A 21,134-nucleotide genomic window follows, 5' to 3' on the forward strand; every position below is an offset into this window, starting at 1 on the left:
TTTGCAGTTTCAATCCACGCACTCACGTAGAGTGCGACTTATGGCGTCTATCAATCTACCACAAATTCGACGTCTAGTTTCAATCCACGCACTCACGTAGAGTGCGACAGCGAATTTCTAAAAAATAAGAGCATTTTTTCCCGTTTTACTGGAAACAAGCATTATTTATGTGCATTTACTACCAAAAATCATTGCGTACAGCTTATTTAAAAGTAAATAATTAGAAGAAAAGTGGTGCGAATGTCCCAGAGATTTCATGTGCACTTCACATTCGCACCACAACGTCGATGAGCAAACTAGCCAAATTGGTTGAAGACCCATCACATTCAATTCCATTCTCTTTGTTATAAAAACTCAATAAATTTCGCAATTCCTTTTTCGAAGGTGCGGTATCCATCTTCTCCAAGCTCTTCACGAAGTGCTTTGATGAACTCTTTATGCATCTCCTCATGTGACAAAAATGCAGTCTTCCCTCTTTCTTCTAATTGAACGATAACAGCTCGCAAGTCTACTGGGTGAGCATGACGACTTACAAACCCTTCCCTCTCAAGACGGGATACAATTTGGGTAGCTGCGCCTTTCGTAATACTTAATTTTAAAGCAAGCTCACTCATTAGAATTCCCTCTCCACATCCAATTGCTTCAATGGTGTGCATTTCAGAAGGGGTGAGAGCTCCAGCTTCACCGAACATGCGGGGCTGACGCTCCATTCTGCGCAGCTTGTGTATGAGTTGGCCTATAACATGGTGATTGTCCAAATGTAATCTAACTCCTACCTATTAATCATTACCTTTTAAGGTAGAGTACCCTATCTATATTGTCAAGAGATGGATGAGTTAAGCTGTGACTCACCCCGTTACTACTGTACCTACATTACAGTGAAAAAATCGGTTCCCAAATGCTTGCTGCAATCGCGAACTAACTTCAAATCCAGTACAATGAGAAACGCCGATACGTTCAATATTCATCTCTAGTAGAGCTTGAATCGTTTTCTCTTTTTGATTCTCACTAACTGCCCATAAATGAGTGCCACCGATGACCGTATGAACGTTTTGAACACCTGTCTTTTGCATTGCATAGTTAATGATATTAATAATACCGGCGTGAGAACAGCCGAGTATAATAAACAAGCCTTTCTCCGTTCGAATAATAATCGATTGATCATCCTCAACAGGGTCAATCTCATAGCCGTTCTCCGTCTCAATTACGATATCCGTATCTCCAATCTCATAGTCATTCGTTCTCGGCACTTCTCCTGTTAAATAGAGATTCGGAACAATTTCAACAAAATCACGATTATAGATAAACTTCGCACCTGCATCGATTAGCGCTACTTCTCTATGCGGAACTCCGATATAACGGTGATTGGATCGGACTAGATAACTCGTCTTAAATAACTGGGGATGTGCGTATACAGGAACTTCAGTATGGGGCATCGCTTGCAGCGCAGACAGCAACCCGCCTGTATGGTCGCAATGATGATGGCTAATGAAAATACCAGACAAGTCCGACCATTTCTTTTTCAACAGGCTCATGTTGTTTATTAGTGCATTTCCTTGACCTGTATCGAACAAGAAGTGTCCATGTTCCGTCTCGATGTACACGGACCAACCATGCTCCGCAACGGCTCCAAGGTTACCAAATACAGTATTTTCACAAATAACGGTCGCTTTAATCATAAGCTTCTTCTTCCCTTCTATTTTATAATAAAAGTCGGCTTACGTTCTTTAGTTTAGTTCATAAACTAAACTATTGTCAATTATATGATCAGTCCCTCCATTAAATTCCCGTTATCTAAAACAAACACTTGTCCCAAACTCTCATTAATTAAAAAGTCCGCATGATGGCGGACTCGTTCTAACTAAGATGCTTTATTAAAATTTGATAAAGGTAAGCGTAAACTTCGTATAGGCATTCTTCTCACTTTCTACTTTAATCAAACCTTGGTGAGCTTCGATAATGGCTTTGGCAAGCGCCAGTCCTATCCCTACTGAATCTGGCTTCTTAGAACTGCTCGCTTTGTAGAATCGATCAAAAATATGTGGCAGTTCGTCAGCTTCTACGCCTTCTCCAAAGTCTTGGATCACCAGTTCGGAATAAATCGGTGTATCATGAATTTGAATTTTAATTGCACCGTTTAGTTTGGAATGTTCGATCGCATTTTTCAATAGGTTCAAGACCGCTTCCTGCATCCACATTTTATCGTGAGCAATAACGATTTTATCTGGAGCATCCCATTGCAGGGATAGTTGACGCTCATTGATCATGCTGGCCAGACGGTCTACCACTTCCTCAACGGTCTCCACCAAGTTTACTCGTTCTTTCTCAAATGAAATAGCTCTAGCGTCGATTTTCGCTACTTTCAACAAATTTTGTATCAAGACATTCATTCTAGTAATTTGAACCTCATTAAATTGTAAAAGCTGAACTTGCTGCTGGCGGGGCAATTGTTCATTCAGCATCATTTCATTGTAAATGGATATCGTTGATAGTGGTGTTTTCAATTGATGAGATATATCCTGCAGCATTTGTCCTAAAAACTTTTTCTCTGCAAGCAAATCCTGCATACTCTTTCTTATAATATCTTTCATGGATCGAAACGAAGCGGCTAATTTAGCTAGCTCCCCTTCTTTATGTTCATTTATGACGACGGAGTAATCGCCCTCAATAATTTTTTTCGCTGCCGAAGTAAGTTGCCTGATGCTATGGAAGATGATCTTGTAATGCCAATAGCTCGTCCCAAACAGCATACATGCAAAAATCAGTAGTCCCCAGAAAATAGAGTGATTATGACTAGCAATATGGTTATTTAACATGGGAAATAACTCTGTTTCCAAATCTTTATCGATTCCATACTGCTTAAATATTTCTCTTCCTTTTTCCTGGTACAAACTCGAATCAGTAGAATGGTTCGTTAACACTTTCATAATTTCCGCTTCATTGTTCGGATTCTGCTCAACCAATCTGGCCGTAATTTCACCCCAAGTTGTAATGGAATTGGCCTTTAATTGATTGTAGAACTGGTGATGGGTAATAATTTGATAACCTGTATATAGAAATAGCAGTACGGCTAGTAGTAACATGCCACTTTTTAACTCAGTATTTTTCATCATCCTACTTACTGCTCACATCCTTATTCCAACGATAGCCTAATCCTCGTTCAGTTATGATAAACTGTGGCTTTTTAGGGTCAGCTTCCACTTTGTCTCGCAAGCGCCTAATGTATACAGACAACGTATTTTCATCAAAAAATATTTCATCGTTGTCCGTTATTTTGAGCATCAGCTCATCTCTTGTTAATGCTTTGTGGGGGCTCGCCATGAAAGCTAACAGAAGTTTGTATTCTAAATTCGTTAGTGGAATGATTTCTTGATCTTTGTAGCCCTTGATTAAGTTCAAATCGAGTTGAATATTCTCAGATGTTAAGATTTTCGAATAGGCCTCCAACCGCGCTTGTTTGCGCAATTGAACCTTTACTCTGGACATCAGTTCCTTGACGCGGAAAGGCTTCGTGATATAGTCATCCCCACCAATATCCAATCCCATAACTACATTCGCTTCTTCATCAAGGGCGGTTAAGAAAATAACCGATGTATCGTTTTGTTGTTTAAAATGAACACATAGGTCATAGCCGTTGCCATCTGGCAGGCCGATATCCAGAATAGACAAATCAAAAGACTGCTGTTCAAACTGGTATTTCGCTTCTTTTACACTAGTTGCTCTGACAACCTCATAACCCTCATTTTTTAATGAAAATTCAATGGCTAGCCCGAGTGCCTCATCATCTTCAACAAGCAATATTTTATGCAAGGCTATTCGCTCCTTCTTCTCATACCATTTCAGTCATAACCATGAAATAGGAACAACCCGACTATAAAATAGCCGGGCCCTTCCTGTTATTGTTCCCTGATCATATCAATAGTGTTATCTTTTTGAATTTTTCTTAGCGGAAATAGAACCGATGCGTAACTAATAAACAAAGCAGCAACAAACGTTATGATACAAGCCCCATAAGGGAGCGACCATTCCATATTGCTAATGCCTGATACAGCCAAATACATGATATAGGAAAGTATACAGCCGAAGAAGATCCCTTGCAAACTTCCCGAAACACCGTAAATGAGCGCTTCATAGATAATCATTTTTTTCAAATCACGTTGTGACATGCCAATTGATTTTAGTGCAGCCAGTTCTTTTCTTCTAATGATGATACTGATCGTAATCGTATTGATAATATTGAGACTGCCAATCAACGAGACGACGGCAATAAAGCTATATACGAGCACTTTAATCACAAGCTCAGATTCTTTCTTTGCTTTATTCTCATCGATGTGGTTAACAATTGTAAGGGAATGCTGTGTTCCAACAGTCTGCTGTATGTCCTGGACGGTCGTGTTGGATTGAGCTGTATCCTTTAATTGAAGTTCAAAATTGGAGTCCTGTACATGAACTTCGGATATATTTTCAAACGATTTCAACAACTTCAGCACTTGTTGATTCGCTTCTTCGACGGAAGAATCCGGATTATCAGGTTGTAAAGTAATCGTAATATCTGACTTCGTGGATAAATCTTTCACATACTTAGTTGAAAATGCCATATCCATGATAGACGTGAACGTAATAAACAATACGCTGCTAATAATAATCGATAGTATGGTAATCGTATAGCGATTTTTATTTCTTTTTACATTTTTTAAGGCTAGATGTAACGGAAATGAATAGGGCTTTTTCAGTACGGTATTTTTTTGTTTTTTGATCGATTCCTTCTTAATGGATAACCTGCTGCTAATTGCTAACAAGGGGGATATTCTGCCTGCACGGAATGCCGGGTAATAACTTGACGCGAATACAGCAGCTAGCGTTATGACTGAACTGATCAATAAGATTTGCCAATCGATATGAAAGAACGAAACACCTGAACCACTCACTACTAAAATATCAAAAATGAATTGGAGCCCTGCAAGCGCTAACAGGCTGCATATAATCCCGATTGGGATAGCGATGACAGCCATCACAGCTGCCTCTCTCATCACAATTTGTCTAATTTGCTTGCGCGTAGCACCGATGCTTCTTAACAAGCCGAACTGCTTCATTCGCTCAACGACGCTGATTTGGAAAGCGTTATAAATAACTACAGCGGTAGCAACCACAACAATACTGACAACGATGACAACCATGGCTAATATGGAGTTATTTGATCCTGGTTTCATGACGTTGATCAATTGCTGATTGATATCGATATTTTTGCTATCTGTTAGTGATTTAATTTCATCTATAACCTTATTAAAGTTCGCTTTCTCGTTAATTTCGACTAATATTCTGCCCTCTCCGATAACAAAATCTTGTTTATAAGTTAATAAGCGGGCCTCTTTGTTTTTCTGTGCAAATTCACGATTATTTAATATCCCAACCAGTTTATATGTTTTTCCACCCAACTCGAATGAATCGCCGATCTGAAGATCTTCTTTCATATAAGGAAGTGCCCATGAATCGACAGCCGCTTCATCGCTATTGGAGGGTACATTTCCATCAACGAGGCTATACGTCAAAAACGCCATTGCAGGATGGTCAGCGTAATTCATTTGTACGGAAATATCTCCAACGGGTACGGTATCACCCTGAGACATCAAACCTAACGATGCAATTTGGGGATTGTATTTTATTTTATTTAAAATCGTTTCATCGTAGTTTGATATTCCAACATGAAAGGAAACGCCATCCATCTTCTTTGTGTTCTCAATTTGGGACAGCTGCGATCCTTTCATAAATAGACCAATTGTCGAAATTAACGCTACGGATAGTACGATTCCAACAAAGGTTAGCACGGTCCGCTTGATGTTTCCCTTCAAATATCTGCTGCTTAATTGTTTATAATTACTGATCACTTTCATTCTCCTCCAGCCGTTGCTTTTTTGCAGCTAGCCGTTGATCTGAAATGATAGAACCGTCTTCAATCGTAATGATCCGGTCCGAAGCCGATGCGATCGTTAGATCATGCGTAATCAAAACAATCGTTTGATTGTATTTTTTGGCCGTTAATCGTAATAAATCCATTACTTCCTTCGTATTTCGCGTGTCCAAATTACCTGTGGGCTCGTCAGCTAATATCAAATGCGGTCTATTGATAAGCGCTCTACCAATAGAAACACGCTGCTGCTGACCACCAGATAATTCGGAAGGCAAGTGATTCCTACGCTCATGCAGACCTAGAATTTCAATAATTTCATCCAAGTAGGTTATATCTAGCTGTTCATCATCCAATAAGTTCGGTAGCGCGATATTTTCTTGAACATTTAATACGGGTATCAAATTAAAGAACTGAAAGATAAAGCCAACTTTTCGTCTTCTAAATATCGAAAGTTCATCATCTGAATACTTGTAAATATTATGATCTCCAATGAGTACCTCTCCCGAAGTAGGCCGATCCAGCCCGCCTAAAATATGCAGCAGCGTACTTTTTCCAGAGCCGGATACCCCTACAATGGAGACAAATTCTCCTTGCTGAATAGAAAGATTAATCCCTTTTAATGCATCAACTCTGTTATTGCCTTCGCCATAACTTTTCACTACGTTTTCCATGCGTACAACTTCCATACTCATTTACCTCTCATCCCCTGAAGTCCGACTCCTACTAACCATTATTCTTGTACATCTACAAAATTTATTTTCTCTTCACTGCCTGGATAGACTTGCTCAATTTCACTTATAATCTCATTCATTTTTACTTTATTTTTGTAATCGAAACTGCGTTTTTGAAAAGGAATCAATGAGATTGTTGTTTCTGTTTCCGCTAACTTGTTGTACGTTTGGTCATTAACAATAACGAGATCCATCCATTTTATATAGCCGATCCATGCTTGATGCTTAACATACTGTGCGGGTATCATCTGACCATTTAAATCAAGTTGGTTGTTTTTCAATTGCTCATCACTCAAAGAAAATAGAAGATTGTGACCCGCAGATAGTTCTTTTATAGTCGTAACCGGATCTGAAATCATGGATGAGCTGTTTGGATCTTTCCTTTGTCTAATTATGCCCTTTTGGATGAATTGCTCAGCTGTAGTGCGAGTAATAACCGAATAGTTCATATGTCGGATATCAAATTGTTGCCCCAGCTCTTTCTGATCTTGCTCTGACAGTTCAGTCTTTTGTGTTGTTGTTACCAATTTCAATTTATAGTCGCTTGTTTGTTTGGTCTCATCTTTATACAGCTGCTTCACTTTATTAACATCTTGTTCCGTACCCATAACTAAAATACCATTAGCGGGTTGTGACGGACCTTCCACATAACGCTTTACGCCAAATCCTATACCTGCAAAAATAATGATTATAACCAAAAATCCAATTATCTTCTTCATCTGTCTGCTCCTTACATGCTAATAGTTTATGACTGAATTATAGACGAAGCTTATTTACAAATGAATGACTCTAGTCTGACCATTTTAATCATCAATCTTACTTTTTAGTAAGATTAGGTTGCCCCATCTTATCCTTGTTCACTGTTGAATGAATAAAGGGCCCCACATATTAGTCATGTCTAATATGTAGAACCCTTTATTATTAACTATTGTAACCCGTTAGTATAATACAATATTAACTTCTCTTTGTCTCAAACTCTAGCACCATGTAGTCCCATTTCATTTCATTGAATAAAAGATGCCATACTATACTATTCGATTGCGAATGTGTTTGAAATGATAACCGTTCATAGAGCTGCTTAGCTCGTGGATTTTTACCAGAAACGTATAAGCTCAGCGTGTCCAGTGTTGATTCTGTTTGTACAAAATGAAACGCCCACTGCAATAACAGCTTGCCCACTCCCTTACCCTGATGATTAGGATGAACAACAACATCTTCAATATAACATTCCCCAACCTCAGGCTTATGCTTAAATAAATGCAACCCTAACAACATTTTAAGCAAATTCCATTTTCCAAATCCGTTAAAATTGTTCCACGGAAACCATTTCTGTTCACGACTGTTGTCGTTTTCACCTCTCCATTTCACGCATATCGTTCCGATCACTTCTCCATCCTGCAAAGCAAGCATTCTTCGACTGGATGGATTAGTAGGAAGATGTTCAAATAGCTTTTCGAAAAATAGTGCAAGATCGTCATCGCTCAGCGTAGTGAGATGTTGGAATTTTCCGCGAAATACATGTACAAGTAATCTGCTGACCTGTGGATGATACTTAGCCTGCATAGGTTCAATCGTGATCGGTGCGTTCATCACGTTTGTATTCATTTTGTAAGCTCCTTATGTTCTTGATCACTTTTCTTAGCACTAGATTAAGCTTTGACATAGTGTCAAGGTCAATCACTATATGTGAAACTTTAAAACTTTTGAATGCTTTTTACAATCAACATTCTAAACAAGCAACAAGATGAATAATTACCCTTCTGAAAGAACTGTTTAAGCGATTTTTACACGTTCATTTTCATCCTAAAACTATAAAAAAAGGAGTCAGCCATCATCCCTTCACGGACAATGGCTGACTCGCTTCATGCAAATTTTATTGCTACTCTTGCTCATCTATCAGTAGTGTTGCGAGTAAGGTCCAGCTTTATTTGTGCCTGCTGTTCCAGCTCTGTAATTGCTTGCTCCAACGTCTTCTCTCTGCTGGCTATGGCATGCAACGCCTCATTCAACATCGGCGTATATGTTTGATAGAAGCTCTCCGGAATATTTTTCTTCCACTGCTCATTCACTCGATGCGACGATGGTTTCAGCATATAGAGAATCTCCCGGTCTCTTTCTAAGCTTCGTGGTAGATATTCCATCCGTGCTGGCAAATCACTGCCTCCCGTTCGGGATACGATCTTAGCCATCTCCACTCCATTCATGAATGAAACGAACGCCCAAGCATCTTGCTTATTATTCGAATTAGCAGCAATTGCAAAAATTTCTGTGGCATACGTCATCGTGGATTCATCCATGCGCGCTGGATTGATTGGCGCGGTAACCATACCCCAATTCATCTTGGAAGATTCACCAATACGCGAAGCAAAAGAAGAATCACTAATAATCATCGGTATATCCCCATTTAGAAATTTCTTCATGTCCATGATATATCGCGATCCTGGATCTCCACTCTGCCCCGATGGCCGAACGGATACCGCCTTTTTCTGGATGGCATCGACCGTTAGCTGGAAGGCTTGCTTCCAACCATCAGACTGCAACAGTACTTTCTTCCCTTCCGCATCGAATAATTGCAGCCCCATCGTAGTCGAGATGCTCCACATTACATCAGACGCTTCATTATCTATGAAGCCGTACGTAGCTTTCTCATCCGTTCTGCCATTATGGAACGGAGCAGCGAGTTCGATTAGTTCTCTCCACTGCATGCTATTAACAGGTAGATCCATATGCTTATCCTTGAACATATCTACGTTGTAGTATAAAAAGCGAGCGTTAATTGTAGTTGTTAGTCCAAATAAAGAGCCGTTTCCACGTTCACGCAGCATGTCGATCACACCAGGTGCATAGCCTTCCACATCGAATTGCTCCTGCTTCATAATAGGCTCCAAATCATATAGCTTTCCAAGGCTGGATAATTCGTTATATTCATCTTGATTCAATATGAGCACGTCAGGCTTTTGTCGTTCCAGCATCCGATTCAATTTTTCCAACGGACTTGCACTTTCAAATTCGCCATCCCCTGCATCCGTGGACTGGATTACCTCGATTTCAATGTTTGGATACCTACTATTGAATAGCGTGCCATACTTCACATGAAAATCCTCTACATAAGGGTAATAAATCTTCAGCTTCCTGCTTCCATCACCACTTAGCTCGTTGGATCTGGGCTTATTCTCGAAGCACCCGCTAATCATCAGTACGACACTAAACAAAAGAAGGATAGACGCTTTACGTGTTTCAAATCTCCTCATCGCTTCCTTCTCCCCTTCCTCTCTCAACTTTACATGACTCTGTCTATTTCACCTTTCCATTTATTATTTCCCGCTGCTTTTTCGGCGAACTTGTTGAAGTACTGCTTGTGCTTTGTTCTGCAATTCTGCAAGCGCTTCATCTACCGTTCTCTCATTTGCTGTAATCGACCGCAGCGCTTCTGCTCGTAAAGGAGCATAGGTGCTGTTAAATTCATCAGGTATCCGCTTAGACACATATTCATGCTTTCGATTTTTTATTTGCAACGCATAAAAAGGATCTGTGCTCTTGCCCCGAACGGACTTGACGAATCCCGTTCGTGTCGGCAGCTTATAGTAAATGGAGGAACTAGCCTTGGCCATTTCTGGGCTATTTATATACTTCACAAATTCCCATGCTGCGCGCTTATTGCTCGATTGTGCATGAATTGCAAAATATTCGTATGCATTTGCACTTGGTGTTTCATTTGGGTATACAGGATCAACAGGGACCGGGACGATTCCCCAGTCCATTTTGGACGCCTTTTTGTTCCGCGAATCGTTAAGCTGATGAATTAAATTCGAGCCACTAATGGTCATAGCGGCTTTACCCTGCAAAAATAAGTGATTCTCTGAACGAAGATAACTTGTATCCCCCCATTTACGAGTTTGCAGTGCGCCGGTACGGATCGCATCTGTGACCATCGTATATGCTTGCTTCCATCCTTCGGATTCAAGCCGTACATGCTCTCCCTTGCCATCAAACATCTGTAGGCTCAATGTGCTCGCTACTCGATAGAGCATCTGATCCGCTTGCTCATCGCCAGCATACAGTCCAGGCATGCCCGTATTTTCAAACCGTGCAGCCAAATCGAATAATTCCTGCCAGCTCATGCCGCTTTTGGGCAGCTCGATCCCATTCGATTTGAACACATCTGCATTATAGTAAATCACTTCCGTGTGGAAATACGGTGTTAGCCCATATAACGTACCGCTCCCCTGCTCTCTCATCATATCGATTAAACCAGGCATATATCCTGCTAGATCGAACTGCTCTTGCTTGATGATCGGCTCTATATTATATAGCTTGCCGTCTAATGCGAATTTCTCATAATAAAGTGGTGCTAACGTTAATACGTCTGGCCGCTGTTCATCAATGAGTTGCGCCAAAGCAGTCTCATAATCCATGCCCTTTTCCGTCTGTTGTTGGATCAAATGCCTGGTCTCCACTACTTCGATCTCGATATTTGGATAGTGAAGTGTAAATGCATCTCCATATTCCTGAAAAAACCATTTCTCATCATTAAAAAGAATTTTCAGCTTGCCATTTCCATCTTTGCCCAGCTCCTCTAGCACAGGCTTTGAACCGAAGCATCCACTTAATAGCGTCATGATACTTAGGAGAAGGACACCTTGCTTCCAACGTTTGAATCCTCGCAGTTTGCCTTTCATTTCGCCGATTAATCCCCTTTAACAAACTTATTTTCTAATCATCGTCTTAGCAAGCTCGATAAGCTCGTCTTTCGTTAATGGATTTCCTGGATTTGTGGATATTTCGTATGATATTCCTTTTTCCGTCCAATAGAGTTGATTGCGCAAAATTTTCGCATACTTCTTTCTATCCTCTGCACTGTGGCTATCTACAGACTTGTAGCGGTATTTTGAATCTTTAATTGGGAAAGAATTCGTTTGCATTTGAAAAATAATATTGTCTTTCCCATTTGCGTACTCCAACTTGATTTGTCCTGCTTCCGTCCACTCCATCTTTTTGGAATATACGACTTTACCTTTACCCTCGGCTTTCACCTTAGCCTCGAAGTCCTTGTTGTCTAAAGAATTCTGAATTTCGCCTCTAGCAAAAGAATAGCCTTCTGGCATACCCTGTGGTTCAACTACAACGGATCCCTTTAATTTAGCGGTCCATTTCTCGTAGTCTTCATATGTTTTGAATGTTGGAAAGTTCACATAATACTGGCACTCACTCCCGCCATTCATCGACTTATCGCTAATACATAGAAGATAGACAGCTCCTGGTGTATTTTCTGTCTCATTCCCTATCTTTTTTATTTCTGCTGAAATCATTTTCTTTTTCTCCGCAGAAGTAGGCGCCTTAGCTATAGTCATTATGAGGGAGTTGCCACTGTGCGATGAGATCGGTTCCGCATGTACAACACTATGAAGAGAACCTAGAAGCAGCATGCTGCTTAGCGTAGCGATTGCAAGTTTCGTTTTGTTTTTCATTAGATATTGCTCCTCTCTATTTAAACGAATAATCGATGGTGTCAGGCCGCACTTCCGTGTTATTGGGATCCCTTTGCGCAAGCCTCTATGTTATAAACACCTCCCATTTCATTTTGGTTCACTAATTAGGTATGGAATGAAAAAAATGCTGCCCAACTCGTCATATCATGACGTGGACAGCATTTTTGAGTTATTGCAGCTTTACTTTCTTTTCTCTATCTCGGTGTCGAATCTCGAACTCATACAAATATAGATCGGTTTCGCTTCCCTTAAAATTCCGATAGATGTTTACGAACTTGTTAGAATTCTCCCAATCAAGCCAATTGTCCTCCCATTGGTGAAACAGTACTTCTCCATATACTTTCTCATCGCCTCGTTTCATGTAGGTTTGTGTAACACCGCTGAAACTGAGATTCTCGCTTTCATTTTCAACATAAAGGTCACCGTCTTTTGTAAAGTAAGTTAATTTCACTGGATACCCTACTATGTCTACTACTGTTTCTTGTTTTTCGTCTGAAATGTTTTGCAGCTTGATTGCCTCTTTGTAGTCTCGATGCGATTCGATTTCATTTTCCAACAACAATTGTATTGGCGTCTCCCCGGTAAGTCGCATATCAGGAGAAATCCTAAACGTGTACATTTGCTTGTATCCATGAGATGGAGTATATGCATACTCGTATGTTTCCCAACCTTTCAACACACGACCATTTACCAGCAACGAAACATCCCGATATGGAATTCTTCGAAACTCTTTTTTATTTTCTATTTCCAGCTTAACCCCGGTTGGTCTAATGATTAGCTTCCTGATTATCGAGTCACCATCTGCTGATACAATTGGAATGTCCAAGTTCCTCGTTACGGATGCCTGCAACGATTTTTCCTTATTTAAGATCATATTATCGAAATTCCATTCTCCCTCGATACGATCTCCCTTTATACCATAAACGAATTCATACGTATTTCCGCTCTGCTGCAACTCGTCTAGACGATAGCTTTCTTGTGAGCCACGTTCCCTCTGTCCATCAAGTTCAATCGGTGAAGACATCTTATAGCCTATTGGCTTTACTGTGGACTCTCCCTTTTTCACATGAATTTGTGGGTCGACGATAGGAAATAGCGAATCATCCGTATATGATAAGGAATATTTGAGCAACCCCTCTCCTTTTTCACCCTTCACGACCTGTACTTTTAAATCTTTAATCCCGCCATCATCGATCGGAAAGCTCTGTACCTCTGTTTCATGTGGATCCAAGGTGATTGGCTTGCGAACGTAATCATAAGCCTGCAGACCGCTCACATACAATTGCACGTTCGACTCATTACCGGAAAATGTCCATGATGTATCGAAAAATCCTTTATAAATCCGGTTTTCTTCCTCCCATGCATGCGAATAATAGCCTTTATTCCAATTCCTTTTTATTGCCGTCTCATCATCAAAACGTGCTATAGAATTTCCTTTATTATCTTTAAACTCAAATTTGTCAAATACCCACTCGCGCTCCTCTTTATCTCCCGTATCCAGGCTATATAATAGCACCGTTCCATTATCGTCAGAGACTGCTGTATCCATGCTTAAAGTAATACCGTTATTCGTAACGGACTTATTGATCGGCTGCCCGAATCCTTGATAAAGTGCGGACTTTACTCCTGAGGGATAAATAAAGTCCCATTTCCCAGCAATATAGGCAAGTGCCGGAGTAGCCACTAGGACAAATGCCGCTACAGAGAGTACGGCTAAACGTCGTCCGCGGAACAACGACTTTGTTTGTATGGGAGCGGCAGATGTGATTGGTTCGTCTTTCTCGTTTCTAGCCGCTTCAATTCGTGTCCACATCGCATCAAAGTCCGGATAGGGATGGTCGTCTTTATTGCCCAACTGCTGAGAGAGATTTTTGATTCCGTTTGTTCTCTTCTTCATGCTCCATACCTTCCTTTCCTTGTACGGTGATTTTTTGATTGATCGGTAACTCATTCTGAAGCTTCGAGTCATCCTCTATCTCGTCTAATATAATCTTCATCAACTTCAATCCCCGGTTTAAGCGAGATTTCACAGTCCCCACCGGAATATGTAAGATGTCCGCAATGTCGGTAAGCGGCAAATCATTCGTATATCGCAGCGTTACGACAACCCGAATCTTATCAGGGAGTTTCGCGAGTCGCTGATTCCATTCTTCCTCTGCTTCCTTTTGTTCGGCAATGACAAGGACAGATGGTTCCACCTGTTCCCGTTGGAATAAGAGCAGCAGCTTCTCCTTCATCACTCTTGACTTGTTCTTTCGCAGGTGATTCAAGCAATGGTTGACCGTGATCCGCATCAGCCATGTTTTCAAATACTCAACCTGCTCCCATCCTGAGGCGAGTGCTTTGATAAACACTTCCTGGCACACATCCTCCGCATCCGAGACATTGCGCAGCATATAGTAGCAGGTTCTGTACACTTCTTTGTTGTATCGTTCAAAAAACTCCCTGTCCGTCAACAGGTTCCCCACCTTTCTCAAGTCACTCTAGCTGCAGCTCCCCCTTGAACATGCATTACTATATTAACAACTATCTCCTCTAAAAGGTTCAATAATTGGATAAATATTTTGAAATATGATGAGTATAAAACATAAACAATCCTTGGAGCAGCTTTTCAGATACCCCAAGGACACTATTTAAACCTATACATGTTACTTACTAGATATGTGCTTCCTCAATTTCATTTTCAAAATAGTAGGAAGCAATGCTTGAGCATCTAACTGTAAAGGATTCAAATTTAGGGTCGCAGTCACTTGAGGTGTAGCAGACACTTCATTGGAATGACCGCTCTCCCCACCTTTACCGCTCGCTGTTACGACATAGTAATAGGTCTTATCATTCACTAGATTTAAATCAATAAAACCATAGGTGCTTCCTGTAACCGTTGCAATGGTTGTATATGGACCACCTGATTGACTAGCCCGTTTAATATGATACTGTGACGCCTCGCTTACCAATTGCCAATTCAATGTAACGGTAGAGTTGCCTGCTGTCGCTACCAAATTCGTTGGCGCTGGAGTTGGCGGAATTGCTGGTTTTGGTGTCGCTGACACTTCGTTGGAGCTGCCACTTTCCCCACCTAGATTGCTAGCGGTTACGACATAGTAATACGTCGTATTATTTACGACATTTGAATCAACAAAACGATAGGTGCTTCCTGTAACCGTACTTATTGTCGTAAATGGACCACCTGTTTTGGCAGCGCGCTTAATATTGTAATTGGATGCATGATTGACTAATTGCCAGTTCAGCGTCACTTGTGAATCCCCTGCTGTCGCTATCAAATTGGTCGGTTTAGAAGGTGGCGGTACATGATCTTTTCCAAATAAATTCCACTCAATGACAAGATCGGCTCCAACTGGTTTCAGAACAACGGTCGTTACATTTTTCACCGGAGTCGGAAGGGTTTGTACCGTATCATTTAAAGTTGGATTCGACTGAAACGTATTTAGATGACCAAAATTTTTATCATAGAACTCTATACTCCCCTTCTTAACATCGCTATGTAGGATTACCGATGTGATATCTTTAGGGGAGCTAAACTTATACCAGACCCAATTATTCGCTTCGACTCGGATATAGGTAGCCGGATTATTGTCGGTTATAACTCTCGTTGTTTTCGTTGGATTTGGAATGGACGTACCTATATCTAGCACTGCTCCATCCAATAAGCCACCTGTATACTTGGTCACGCTTGCTTTCATCGCTGCGAAAGGAGAATCCGCACTTAATCCTGCTTCATTTCCAGCTGCTACAACATAATAATATGTTACACCATTCGTTACTGAACGGTCCGTATAGGTAGTACCTGCGATATTTGAAGCAAGTATGGAGTATGGGCCACCAGATGATGTTGCTCGTTTGACCGTATAATGTGCTGCACCCGTATGATCCCAATCGAAAGTAACTAGTTTATCTCTACCTTGGATCCAATTAATCTTGGTTGGAGCTGGTGAGGCTGGTGCCTTCGTAAAGACATTCCATTCGGATACAAGATCGACTCTAGATGGTTTCAACACCACGGAGGCCACATTTTTCACTGGCTGCGGAAGCGTTTGTACACCATCATTTATGAGCGAGTTGTACGTATACAGTAGATTATTATTGCTATCATAGAAATGTATGCTGGACTTCGTGGCTTCGCTTTTAAGGATGAGCGATGTGATTTCTTGTGGAGAGCTGAACTTATACCACACCAAGTAATTCAATTCAACGCGAGTATAGGTGGTCGCATTATTATCTGTGATCACTCTCGTCGTTGTGATTGGATTGGAAATGGAAGGGCCTATATTGAGCGTAGCTCCATCCAACAAGCCACCAGTATACTTCGTTGCAGCTGGCTTTATCGTTGCTTGCGGAGAATCAACACTTTGACCTGCTTCATTCCATGCTGAGACTACATAATAATAAGAAACGCCATTCGTTACTGCTCGGTCTGTATAGGTAGTAGCTGTAATATTAGAGGCAAGTATGGTGAATGGGCCACCAGAGGTTGTTGCACGTTTAATCGTATAGTGTGCAGCAGCGGTGTTGCTCCAATCGAAAGTTACTATTTTATCTCCACCTTGGATCCAGTTTATTTTTGTAGGACTTGGTGGGACAGGTGCTTTTGAAAAGACATTCCACTCAAATACATGATCGACTTTAGATGGTTTTAACACAACCGTGCTCACATTTTTAACTGGGATCGGCAGCGTTTGTACGCCATCATTTATGATCGAGTTGTACGTATACAGTAGATTGTTATTACTGTCATAGAAACGGATTACGGACCTTGTATCTTCACTTTTTAGGATGAGAGATGTGATATCTTTTGGGGAGCTGAACGTATACCAAACAAAGTTAGTCGAGTCGATTCGAGCATAGGAAGCTGCATTATTATCCGTTATCTGGGTAACACCTGCACCAGAAGGCTGACCGACTGTTTTACTGACTTGAATAGCTGATCCATCCAGTATACCGCCTGTGTATTTGCTTGGCGCAGCATGAACAGGCGGGATATTTACTACCGTTAGAAATAGTACTAGCGTCATAATAACACTGAACATTTTTTTCAACTATTTCTCCTCCTAAAACGATTATTCCAATTGTGATACCTAGTAATCTATTACTTAAGTACCGCTTGGTACTAATCAAAATAACACAGCCCGATTAGCAAGTCTATATACAAATATACGAATATATAAATATCGTTTTTTTATAATGGATTATAGTTGCTACACTGAAAAAATATTTAAAAATAGGGTGCCCCGCAAGTCATAAAATGACTATTGGAGTACCCTATTCCACCTAGATAAGCAACAAGAAACCGTTTCATGTTACACAGATGCTTACATTAAATATTTTCCCGTAATCGACTGCTCCGCATGGATGATCTGCATCGGTTGACCCTCAAACACGACGTGGCCGCCTTTGCTGCCTCCGTCCGGTCCCATATCAATGATCCAATCGGCTTGGCTGATCACATCGATGTTATGCTCGATGACGATCACCGTATTGCCCGCATCAACCAGTCGGTTCATAATCTCCACGATATGACCGATATCTGACATGTGCAAGCCTGTCGTCGGCTCGTCCATCACGTAGATACTTCCCTGCTTGTGCAGTTCGCTTGCGAGCTTGATTCGTTGGCATTCCCCTCCAGACAGCGTGCTGAGAGGTTGGCCGAGCGTAATATAGTTCAGCCCCACATCACTCATTGCTTGCAGCTTGCGTACTACTTCTTTAAGCCGGAAATACTCCAATGCTTGCTCCACTGTCATCTCCAGCACTTCTGCAATAGATTTCCCATTCAGCTTGTATTCGAGCACCTCTTCCTTGAAGCGTTTACCTCCACACACTTCACATGGCAGTTTCACACTGTCGAGGAAAGAAAGATCGGTATATACAACACCTAGTCCTTGGCAGTTCTCACAAGCACCCTTGGAGTTGAAGCTGAACAAGCCTGCGCTGACCTTATTGGCGGAAGCAAATGCCTTACGCACATCATCCATAATACCGGTATAAGTTGCAGGATTCGAGCGTGTTGACACACCTACTGCGGATTGATCAATGACAATCGCATCTGGATGTTGACTAAGGAATACATCGTTAATCAGCGTACTCTTGCCTGAACCAGCAACACCCGTAACTAGGGTCAGCACTCTAGTGGGGATATCAACACTTACGTTGCGCAAGTTGTGCAGTGTGGCATCCTTGATAGATAGTTTGCCAGAAGGCTGCCTGCAATCTTGCTTGAGTTGGAGCGGACGTTTCATATGGGTACCTGTCAGTGTATCTGCCTCTAGAAGGCCTTGATAGCTTCCTTCATATACGATTGTGCCGCCACGGCTTCCCGCGTGAGGACCGACGTCAACGATATGATCGGCCACCTTGATGACATCTGGATCATGCTCGACGACAATCACGGTATTGCCTTTGTCGCGCAGCTTCTGAAGCAGTTCATTTAGGCGGTGCACATCACGCGGATGCAAGCCAACACTAGGCTCATCAAAAATATAAGTGACATCCACCAGACTGCCGCTCAGGTGCTTGACCATCTTGACGCGCTGTGATTCGCCACCTGACAAGGTATCTGTCTCACGGTCAAGTGTCAAATAATCTAGTCCAATATCCACCAGATGCTGCAATCGCTCCGTCAACGACTTAATAACGGGAGCGGCAACAGAATCGTCTATTTCCCGAATAGCGCGAATGAGTTGACCAACCTCCATAGAGGACATGTCTGCAATGTTGAGTCCATTAATTTTACAGTTGAGTGCAGCTTGACTTAGTCTCGCACCGTGACAACTAGGGCATGAACACTCGGTTATAAATGGTGCAACCGTTTTTTGTGTACGCTCGGACTTCGTCTTTACATCTTGCTTAATGTATTTGTTCGTAAACTTCTCAAGGGCACCTTCTACTGTAACATTCATTTCCTTACCAGCGAAATCCATCTTCACTTTCCGTGCCTTACCGTACAGCAATTCTTGAAGGTCCTCATCCGGATACTCGCTCAGCTTCTTATCCAGATCGTAGGATCCAGACTGCACAAGCATGTTCCATTCCCAGTCGTTCACGTTATAACCAGGCAGCATAATGGCCCCTTCGTTCAACGATTTGGTCATATCTACAGCCTTGCTCATATCAACACCTAATTTGCGGCCAATCCCATTGCAATCTGGACACATACCTTGCGGATCGTTAAATGAGAACATGTTCGCTTGTCCAACATAGGGCTCACCTACACGAGAAAAAAGCAGACGTAGAATAGGAGAAATATCGGTAATGGTGCCCATCGTAGAATGGGAACCTCCGCCTAACCGCTTTTGATCCACAATTACAGCCATGCTCAAGTTCTCGATCGCATCCGCGTCTGGTTGTGGAGCGCGTGGCAAGAAAGTACGCACGAACATGCTGAAGTTCTCATTCAGCAACCGCGTGGACTCTGCGGCAATTGTATCGAAAACGATTGATGATTTACCAGAGCCGGATACCCCTGTGAAGATTGTAATCTTACGCTTTGGAATTCGTAATGATACATTTTTTAGATTGTTTTCCCTCGCAGCCGAGATTACGATATATTCCTGATTCGTTTCGCTCATGACATAAATACCTCCACTATTGTTATTCGCTACTTAATAGTTGCAATTACAAAAGTTCTATAGAAAACATGAACTGACTGCAATCCACATGCAGCTGATTCATGCTGGTTAAAGATAAGCAAGGTTAAGCAACAAATATACATACTGAATGTAGTATTATAGCAGGAAATGGTTCGGGGACAAAGACTAGCGCTAAACTTATTTTTCCACTTACTCCTCACATTATTACCAAGGGACAGCCGATACTTTCACATCCTTCTGCAAGCATCAGGCGTTGTATGTATCACCTATCAAGGTTACATAGATGCACACACTCCTTGAATAACATAGTTTACTTATTGAAGCATCTTTGTATAATAGACTCTGGATAAAATGATGCTTTATAGCGATCTCGCTACAAGATACATCTTTATCAGAAATCGTTTACTTAAATCCACATTGTTGTAAGAATTTCAAGGAGGAAGAAATGCTGGCACTTGCTGTGTTTATATTCATTGCTACACTTATTTTGGTCATCTGGCAGCCAAAAGGATTAAATATCGGGTATTCTGCCGTAGGTGGCGCTGTTATAGCCCTTCTTTTCGGAGTTGTTACCTTGCAGGATGTATGGGATGTTACCGGTATAGTTTGGAATGCAACGCTTGCCTTCGTTGCAATTATCATTATTTCCCTTATTTTAGACGAGATTGGACTATTTGAATGGGCAGCGCTTCATATGGCGCGTATAGCTAAAGGGAATGGATACCTTATGTCACCTACGTCATTTTGCTAGGAGCTGCTGTATCTGCTTTCTTTGCAAACGATGGAGCTGCCCTTATTTTGACCCCAATTGTATTCGCTATGGTCCGGGCATTAAAATTTGACGAGCTTATGATCTTGCCGTTTATTATGGCTAGCGGGTTTATTTCAGATACAGCTTCCCTGCCGCTTATTATAATTGACACTCCCACGGCTAAAGCCGTAAGGTCACTAAAGTGACTGGGATTCTTAGCTAGTTTTGCGTCCGCAGTCCATTTCTGTTTTGGACAACTGCTAAGATTAGGGCGTGCCATCGCCCCTCCTAAGCCAGATCATATAGATGCTTAGGCCGATTGACTGTTACCGCCAACCACAGGTGCATAACGAATGTTCATAGCACCCACCACATCACGATGTTTCTTGAATCCACACGCGCACATATACCTTCTATCTATTGCTTTATTCTTTTCGGAACATTTCGGACATATTTGCGAAGTATAGGCAGGATTCACATACTCCACTTTGATTCCTGCTAAGTTCGCCTTGTACTCGATATAAGAAGATAGGCGATAGAAAGACCATGTATGTAGATTCTTTTCGTTTTTACGACTTGTTCTTGTCGTCTGTCTTATATTCGCTAACTGTTCCAATCTAATGACAGAAACTTTATTTTCGACTGCAAAAT

At 41.4% G+C, this 21,134-nt stretch carries 16 protein-coding genes and 1 pseudogene; 1 reads left to right on the top strand and 16 read right to left on the bottom strand.

What is annotated here, in order from left to right:
• Positions 1 to 344 precede the first annotated feature (344 nt).
• From H580_RS0122645 to H580_RS0122715, 15 genes are all read right to left on the bottom strand, one after another.
• Entirely contained in the window at positions 345 to 758 is a 414-nt protein-coding gene (locus H580_RS0122645) for a MarR family winged helix-turn-helix transcriptional regulator (protein WP_245583633.1), read from the bottom strand.
• Positions 759 to 848: 90 nt separating this feature from the next.
• The gene (locus tag H580_RS0122650) at positions 849 to 1,679 is read right to left on the bottom strand and encodes an MBL fold metallo-hydrolase (RefSeq protein ID WP_036605679.1); all 831 of its coding nucleotides are present in this window, start codon (positions 1,677 to 1,679) and stop codon (positions 849 to 851) included.
• A 195-nt stretch (positions 1,680 to 1,874) separates the two neighbouring features.
• Positions 1,875 to 3,110, bottom strand: coding sequence for a HAMP domain-containing sensor histidine kinase (locus H580_RS0122655; RefSeq protein ID WP_028596812.1), 1,236 nt, complete (start codon positions 3,108 to 3,110; stop codon positions 1,875 to 1,877).
• A 4-nt stretch (positions 3,111 to 3,114) separates the two neighbouring features.
• Positions 3,115 to 3,810, bottom strand: a complete 696-nt coding sequence (locus H580_RS0122660) for a response regulator transcription factor (RefSeq protein ID WP_028596813.1) — start codon at positions 3,808 to 3,810, stop codon at positions 3,115 to 3,117.
• A gap of 86 nt (positions 3,811 to 3,896) precedes the next feature.
• Positions 3,897 to 5,885, bottom strand: coding sequence for an ABC transporter permease (locus H580_RS0122665; protein WP_028596814.1), 1,989 nt, complete (start codon positions 5,883 to 5,885; stop codon positions 3,897 to 3,899).
• Positions 5,875 to 6,594 (bottom strand): ABC transporter ATP-binding protein, encoded by a 720-nt coding sequence (locus H580_RS0122670; RefSeq protein ID WP_028596815.1) that lies wholly within the window; start codon positions 6,592 to 6,594, stop codon positions 5,875 to 5,877. The genes H580_RS0122665 and H580_RS0122670 overlap by 11 nt, the downstream gene beginning before the upstream one ends.
• 44 nt (positions 6,595 to 6,638) lie before the next feature.
• Positions 6,639 to 7,358: a lipoprotein BA_5634 family protein gene (locus tag H580_RS0122675; RefSeq protein WP_028596816.1), complete on the bottom strand. Its 720-nt coding sequence runs from the start codon at positions 7,356 to 7,358 to the stop codon at positions 6,639 to 6,641.
• 235 nt (positions 7,359 to 7,593) lie between these two features.
• Positions 7,594 to 8,244, bottom strand: coding sequence for a GNAT family N-acetyltransferase (locus H580_RS0122680; RefSeq protein ID WP_245583634.1), 651 nt, complete (start codon positions 8,242 to 8,244; stop codon positions 7,594 to 7,596).
• A 284-nt stretch (positions 8,245 to 8,528) separates the two neighbouring features.
• Positions 8,529 to 9,890 (bottom strand): ABC transporter substrate-binding protein, encoded by a 1,362-nt coding sequence (locus H580_RS0122685; protein ID WP_028596818.1) that lies wholly within the window; start codon positions 9,888 to 9,890, stop codon positions 8,529 to 8,531.
• A 63-nt stretch (positions 9,891 to 9,953) separates the two neighbouring features.
• Positions 9,954 to 11,318, bottom strand: coding sequence for an ABC transporter substrate-binding protein (locus H580_RS0122690; RefSeq protein WP_028596819.1), 1,365 nt, complete (start codon positions 11,316 to 11,318; stop codon positions 9,954 to 9,956).
• A gap of 27 nt (positions 11,319 to 11,345) precedes the next feature.
• A complete protein-coding gene (locus tag H580_RS0122695; protein WP_028596820.1) occupies positions 11,346 to 12,107 on the bottom strand; it encodes a DUF4367 domain-containing protein in 762 nt (253 codons plus the stop codon).
• 190 nt (positions 12,108 to 12,297) lie between these two features.
• A complete protein-coding gene (locus H580_RS0122700; protein WP_028596821.1) occupies positions 12,298 to 14,025 on the bottom strand; it encodes a DUF4179 domain-containing protein in 1,728 nt (575 codons plus the stop codon).
• Entirely contained in the window at positions 13,973 to 14,584 is a 612-nt protein-coding gene (locus H580_RS26765) for an RNA polymerase sigma factor (protein ID WP_028596822.1), read from the bottom strand. Before H580_RS26765 ends, H580_RS0122700 begins: the two co-directional genes overlap by 53 nt.
• 192 nt (positions 14,585 to 14,776) lie before the next feature.
• Complete coding sequence (locus tag H580_RS25685; protein ID WP_051217671.1) at positions 14,777 to 17,182, bottom strand: fibronectin type III domain-containing protein; 2,406 nt, start codon at positions 17,180 to 17,182, stop codon at positions 14,777 to 14,779.
• Positions 17,183 to 17,455: 273 nt separating this feature from the next.
• Complete coding sequence (locus H580_RS0122715; protein WP_028596823.1) at positions 17,456 to 19,711, bottom strand: ATP-binding cassette domain-containing protein; 2,256 nt, start codon at positions 19,709 to 19,711, stop codon at positions 17,456 to 17,458.
• A 466-nt stretch (positions 19,712 to 20,177) separates the two neighbouring features.
• Here H580_RS0122715 and H580_RS25250 point away from each other — a divergent pair.
• Positions 20,178 to 20,647 (top strand): annotated as a pseudogene (locus H580_RS25250) (ArsB/NhaD family transporter); the annotation flags it as partial.
• A 146-nt stretch (positions 20,648 to 20,793) separates the two neighbouring features.
• Here H580_RS25250 and H580_RS26055 read toward each other — a convergent pair.
• A partial coding sequence (locus tag H580_RS26055; RefSeq protein WP_028596826.1) for an RNA-guided endonuclease TnpB family protein occupies positions 20,794 to 21,134 on the bottom strand: 341 nt, incomplete at its 5' end.

The sequence above is a fragment of the Paenibacillus assamensis DSM 18201 genome, assembly GCF_000422445.1.
Classification (GTDB): domain Bacteria; phylum Bacillota; class Bacilli; order Paenibacillales; family Paenibacillaceae; genus Paenibacillus_B; species Paenibacillus_B assamensis.